Origin of the sequence: Rhizobium sp. N731 (assembly GCF_001664145.1) — a bacterium.
In the GTDB taxonomy this organism is placed as follows: Bacteria; Pseudomonadota; Alphaproteobacteria; order Rhizobiales; family Rhizobiaceae; genus Rhizobium; species Rhizobium esperanzae.
On sequence record NZ_CP013604.1, the window covers coordinates 427,114 to 433,219 of the forward strand.

Sequence of the window (6,106 nt, forward strand, 5' to 3'; positions counted from 1 at the left end):
CATTACCTGAAATCTAGCATCACGCGATTAACACGTGGATCGAGCGCCTGCTCGAATGCCTCTTGGGCGTTTGACGAGGGCCAAAGATTGACCTGCAGCACGTCGAAGCGTGCGGCGTGTTCAACGATGGTTCGGATGGCATTTCTCACGTCGTCCGCGCTTTGGGCTATGGTGCCGATCAGTTCAATTTCCCGGTAATGCAGAAAGTTAGCGCCTACCGATAACAAATCGGACGTCGGAATCGATTGGTAGAGTACAATCCTGGCACCGCGTGACGCCGCAGCTATGGCCCCCTGAATGCCTCTGACACCGAAGCGCGTGCAAAAGATGCAGTCGAAGCCCCAGCCATCCGTTAATTTCTCGACGAGTTTCGGATCAGACAGAGAATGAACTGACCCCGTTGCATGGGCGCCGGTCGACATCACAGGCCCATGCGTTGCCACGTCGTCATCGAAAAGGTAAACGTCGCATCCTTTGGTTGTCAGAAGTATCGAATGGAGAAGGCCCATCGTGCCTCCGCCGATGACGGCCACAGTGTCTCCAGCCTTTGCACGCGCCCTATTTATGCCCCGTGCCACGCAGGCGACAGGTTCAACTAACGCGGCACGCTCGGGAGCCAAAAAGGAAGGTACGGAAAAAACCTGATAGGCGGGTACGCCCACAAAATTGGCCAATCCCCCCGGCCCCTGCGGCACCCCTCCTCTCGCTTTAGGATTTAAATATGCACAGTGGTTGTCCAGTCCGAGGCGGCAGGCACGACATTGGCCGCATCTGCGCATTAAAAGCACCGCAACGCGGTCTCCTACGCGCAGGCCATCCGGTACATCGTCCGGCAGAGACACGATCGTGCCTGACAATTCGTGCCCGCCCCAATAGGGGTAAGTCGGCTTGGCGCCCCGATAAACGCGTTGCTCCGGTGTGCAGAGTCCACACAACTCTATCTGCACACCGACTTCGGACGATACGGCGAGTGGAACCGACAATGTCCATTCTTCAACCTTGCGGGGGCAAGTAATTACGAGTCCACGAACCTCCATACGAGACCTCTCGCTCCCCGACACACCGACTGTCCTAATATGTACACTTACTTGCATCCAGAATCTAGCCAACAACCACAGGCGGCAGTCAGAAAGCTGATGAAATCACGTGCCTTGCTGGCGGGCTTGCTTATGTCCTAGGTCTTGACAAGCTTCTCGGAGATATCGTCGGCGCAAAAGGCAAAGGACGTTTCAAGCGGCAGAAGTGTTCCCTTGCGCAAGGAGCGACGAAACTATTGAAGGTAGAGTGGAGCGCTTGGGCCGCGTCAATGCCACCAGCCTCAAACACGAGCCGCGGTTTACCAGCCCGTTCTTCGATGCATCCTCATCTCTGCGAAGATGCCATGTCACCTTCCCTCATCTGCCCGCGCGAACCCTCCTAAGAGCCTATCGCCACATCGTCCAAAGCTTCATCCTTCGTGGCGCACCGGTTCGAACCGAACAGACCAACAATCCGAGTCGCACCGAGAAGGATGACGGCAACTAGATCGGTAGTTGGGCGGCCGCAACATCAGAAAGGTCTCAGCGTTTGCTGGACGCGTGCCTGCGATGGCGGTGGTGGCAACGATCTTCTCTGGCTGCCCCAAGCGCGGGAGAGGCCATTCGACGCTAGCAAGAGTTCGCTCGAACCTGATATCCGTTACCGCAACGACTTCGCTGAGACCACCTCCCAGGCACCATTCTACGATGCCGGCGAACAAGGTCAGCGTTGCCTCGTGAACGGAACCATCTCCCCTCCCCTCCCCTCCACTCTTCGAGGTGTCGACGCAAAAGCGAGAACTCTAGACCATCAGGGGATTGGCGTTCAGGCGGCCCTTCGGGAGCAGAGACGGAAATACGTCTACCAGCATGGTCGGTCCCATCGCAGACAAATCGCGTGCACATCCTGCAAGTGGTCCAGCCGCGGTGACATCCAGGATGGCAGTCGGGGCGAGAGCGTCAACCCCATCTGCCTCGCACTCGTCGACTACTTCTACATCCCAAGTGCGAGTGGAAAAGATCCTCGCACGTAGCCTATGATCGTCCTGAAGCAGCTACGCTTCGTAGTAAATTTTTGGTGTCGAGATCGCGAATACCTGCATGAATTTCTCCGCCGCCGTTAGGCGCCGGGAACTCTGCACGAATTGGAATCGGGCGTCCGTTGTCGAATGCTTACGGTTTTGTGCGAGTGAGTCGCGGCAAGGGGATCACCGACTTTGCCGAGGTCTTCTGCTTTTCGTCTAAATCGCCGGGGCACATTTGTAGGATTCACAATAAAACACACCATGACCAATCGGTACCGCGGTCTTGCTAAGCTGCAGGATATAAACGGAAAAATCCATTTACTCTACGTTCCGGGTTTATCCACGTTAGCCTTTCGTTAACCTAAAACCCCTTGCTCAAAATGCAGAATCGGCTCTAATAGCTAGTGGCGGAACTTTAGCGGTTTCGCGAAAAGTTCCGCCACTTGCAGGAAATGGATTTTGAGATGGCGAAAACCGCAGCAAAAACAGCGCCGGTCGTCGAAGGGTTGACCGCATTGATGGAGCGTCATGCTGACGCTCTCTCCAGCCAACTTCAAGCACATCATCTCAAGGTCTTCCCGCCGACGTCCGAAAAGGGCATTCGATCCTTTGCACCGTCAGAAGCCTCAAAATTGCTTGGCATCGGTGAGTCTTATCTTAGACAAACTGCTTCGGAAATGCCTGAACTGCACGTTAGTATGAGCCCTGGCGGTCGACGCACGTTCACGATCGAAGATATTCATTCAATCCGTAAGCACCTGGACCTGATTGGCCGCGGGAACCGGCGCTACCTGCCCCATCGTCGCACGGGGGAGCAGCTTCAAGTCGTCTCGGTGATGAATTTCAAAGGCGGCTCGGGCAAGACGACGACAGCCGCGCATCTGGCACAGTACCTGGCAATGCGTGGCTACCGGATTCTCGCGATTGATCTTGATCCCCAAGCAAGCCTTTCCGCACTCTTCGGCAGTCAGCCAGAAACTGACGTTGGTCCGAACGAAACACTCTATGGCGCCATCCGGTATGATGACGAGCAGGTCCCAATCGAGCAGGTTGTCCGAGGAACGTACATCCCGGATCTTCATCTAATTCCTGGCAATCTTGAACTGATGGAGTTCGAGCACGATACCCCGCGCGCGCTTATGAACCGGAAGGAAGGTGACACGCTTTTTTACGGTCGGATCAGTCAGGTCATCGAAGACATCGCGGACAACTACGATGTCGTCGTTATCGATTGCCCTCCCCAACTTGGCTATCTCACGCTTTCAGCTCTGACCGCCGCAACCTCGATCCTCGTCACCGTCCATCCCCAGATGTTGGATGTAATGTCGATGAACCAGTTTCTGGCGATGACCTCGAATCTCCTTCGGGAAATCGAGAACGCAGGCGCCCAGTTCAAGTTCAATTGGATGCGCTACCTCGTCACTCGTTTTGAACCGAGCGATGGCCCGCAGAACCAGATGGTGGGCTATCTGCGTTCGATCTTCGGCGAAAATGTCCTCAATTTTCCGATGCTCAAGACGACCGCCGTTTCGGACGCTGGCCTGACGAATCAAACCCTCTTTGAGGTTGAGCGCGGACAGTTCACGCGCTCGACCTATGATCGGGCCTTAGAGGCGATGAACGCCGTCAACGACGAGATCGAAACTCTAATCAAAAAAGCATGGGGTAGAACCACATGAGTCGGAAGCACCTCCTTGACGTCACCACGGACGCGCCCGACAGCTCATCAGCTGCTGAACACAGAGCGGCAAAGACTCGCTCCATGCCGCTTCTCGGCGTGACCAGAAAAGAACGAGATCCAGCGACGAAGCTGACTGCAAACATCGGTAACGCGTTGCGCGAGCAAAATGATCGTCTTGGTCGTGCCGAGGAGATCGAGCGGCGTCTCGCCGAAGGTCAGGCCGTGGTTGAACTGAACGCGTCGTCAATCGAGCCGTCCTTCGTTCAGGATCGCATGCAAGGTGATATCGAAGGACTTCTTGCATCCATCCGCGAGCAAGGACAGCAGGTCCCAATCCTTGTGAGACCTCATCCCGTTAAACCCGCGCACTACCAAGTTGCCTTTGGACACCGCCGGCTGCGCGCCGTTTCGGAGCTAGGGCTGCCGGTCAAGGCGGTTGTTCGAGACTTGACGGACGAGCAGTTGGTTGTCGCACAGGGTCAGGAAAACAATGAGCGCGAAGACCTCACCTTCATCGAAAAGGCACGTTTCGCACACAAGCTAAACAAGCAGTTTCCACGAGAAATCGTCATCGCGGCTATGTCAATCGATAAAAGCAACTTGTCGAAGATGCTCCTGCTTGTTGACGCCCTCCCCTCTGAATTGATCGATGCCATCGGCGCCGCTCCAGGCGTTGGACGCCCAAGTTGGCAGCAATTGGCAGAGCTGGTTGAGAAAGCATCGCCTCCGGCAGGCGCTGCGAAATATGCTGCCTCGGAGGAGGTGCAGGCGCTGCCGTCGTCGGAACGGTTCAAGGCAGTGATCGACCATCTGAAACCGCGTCGGACTGCGCGCGGGTTGCCAGACGTCCTGTCGACCCCCGATGGCGACAGGCTTGCGCAGGTCACGCAGAGCAAGAGCAAGCTAGAAATTACCATTGACAGGAAAGCCACGCCGGATTTCGCGGCTTTCGTACTCGAGCATTTGCCGGCGCTTTACCAGGAGCATCGCGCAAAGCATCAACGGAAACAGGGAGTGTAACCCGCAAAAGAAAAGAGCTCCCTCAACGTCGCCGTCGTGGAAGCCCTTCTGTCTCTGTAGCAAGAACAGAATCGCATTTCCTCGAATCCTCGTCAAGAGTCTTTGGCGCCGTTTTGGTGAGCGAATTTCCTTTGCCTGCTGAAAGGTGAGAGACAATGCAGTCGGGGAATGTAGCGACGCCGTTCGGGCGGCGGCCAATGACGCTTGCGCTCGTGCGGCGCCAGGCGGCAATGGAAATCAAGCATGGAAAAGCTGCCGATAAGTGGAAAGTGTTGAGAGACGCTTCCGCCGCGATGGAACTGCTCAAGATCCAGTCGAACAGTCTGGCTGTTCTTGACGCACTTTTGAGTTTTTATCCTGACAATGAGTTGCGTCAGGATGCACAATTGATTGTCTTCCCCTCGAATGCCCAACTGGCGCTTCGGGCGCATGCAATGGCGGGCGCAACGTTGCGGCGGCATATTGCCATTCTGGTGGAGTCGGGGTTGATCGCCCGTAAGGATAGCGCCAATGGCAAGCGCTTCGCCCGCAAGGGCGACGATGGCCAGATCGAGAATGCTTTTGGCTTCGACCTGTCGCCCCTCCTGGCGCGATCGGAAGAGTTGGCGATGTTGGCGCAAAGAGTGGCGGCCGAGAGAGCCTCGCTCAGGAAAGCCAAAGAGAGCCTTACAATTTGCCGGCGGGATGTTCGCAAACTTATTACTGCTGCAATGGTCGAGGGCGCCGACGGCGATTGGAAGACGACCGAGGACATCTACATTGCGCTCGCGAGCAGAATTCCGCGCGTTCCGACCCTTGAAGGGGTCACTAGCGTTCTCAATGAAATGGAGATGCTCCGTGAGGAAGTGCTTAATCGTTTGGAAAACCTCGAGAATGCTGAAAAAATTAGCACCAATGCTGCTCATATCGAGCAGCACATACAGAATTCAAAACCCGAATCCGTAAATGAATCTGAACCACGCTCCGAAAAGGAGCAGGGGGCAAAGGCGAGCTTGAGCCATCAGCCGAAGAATGAATCGCAAAGGGCGTTCCCCTTGGGATTGGTGCTCAAGGCGTGCCCGATGATCAGCGACTATGCACCGCGCGGCGTGGGGAGCTGGCGAGATCTGATGTCTGCCGCTGTGGTGGTTCGATCTATGCTGGGGGTAAGCCCTTCCGCCTACCAGGATGCCTGCGAGGCGCTAGGACCGGAGAATGCTGCGGTGGCAATTGCGTGCATCCTGGAAAGGGCTAACTTCATCAACTCTCCTGGAGGCTATCTGCGGGATCTAACGCGCCGAAGTGAGCGCGGTGAATTCTCGCTTGGCCCGATGATAATGGCGTTGTTGAAGGCCAACGGGCAAGGCGGTTTGAGGGCTGGGTAA

4 protein-coding genes and 2 pseudogenes are annotated in these 6,106 nt (G+C 55.9%); 3 read left to right on the plus strand and 3 right to left on the minus strand.

Annotation, left to right across the window (positions count from 1 at the left end):
• Positions 1–2: 2 nt before the first annotated feature.
• From AMK02_RS32390 to AMK02_RS30835, 3 genes and pseudogenes are all read right to left on the minus strand, one after another.
• Positions 3–533 carry a hypothetical protein gene (locus AMK02_RS32390; RefSeq protein WP_016737355.1) on the minus strand — a complete coding sequence of 177 codons (531 nt, stop codon included), beginning with the start codon at positions 531–533 and terminating at the stop codon, positions 3–5.
• A gap of 105 nt (positions 534–638) precedes the next feature.
• Positions 639–1,094: pseudogene (locus AMK02_RS32395) on the minus strand (alcohol dehydrogenase catalytic domain-containing protein); the annotation flags it as partial.
• Positions 1,095–1,447: 353 nt separating this feature from the next.
• A pseudogene (locus AMK02_RS30835) lies at positions 1,448–2,071 on the minus strand (acyl-homoserine-lactone synthase).
• Between the two features lie 434 nt (positions 2,072–2,505).
• Here AMK02_RS30835 and repA point away from each other — a divergent pair.
• The 3 genes from repA to repC all read left to right on the plus strand — a co-directional run bounded on the left by repA (position 2,506) and on the right by repC (position 6,106).
• The gene (gene repA / locus AMK02_RS25225) at positions 2,506–3,720 is read left to right on the plus strand and encodes a plasmid partitioning protein RepA (protein WP_008534005.1); all 1,215 of its coding nucleotides are present in this window, start codon (positions 2,506–2,508) and stop codon (positions 3,718–3,720) included.
• Positions 3,717–4,742 carry a plasmid partitioning protein RepB gene (gene repB / locus AMK02_RS25230; RefSeq protein WP_004672729.1) on the plus strand — a complete coding sequence of 342 codons (1,026 nt, stop codon included), beginning with the start codon at positions 3,717–3,719 and terminating at the stop codon, positions 4,740–4,742. Before repA ends, repB begins: the two co-directional genes overlap by 4 nt.
• A gap of 155 nt (positions 4,743–4,897) precedes the next feature.
• A complete protein-coding gene (gene repC, locus AMK02_RS25235) occupies positions 4,898–6,106 on the plus strand; it encodes a plasmid replication protein RepC (RefSeq protein ID WP_016737357.1) in 1,209 nt (402 codons plus the stop codon).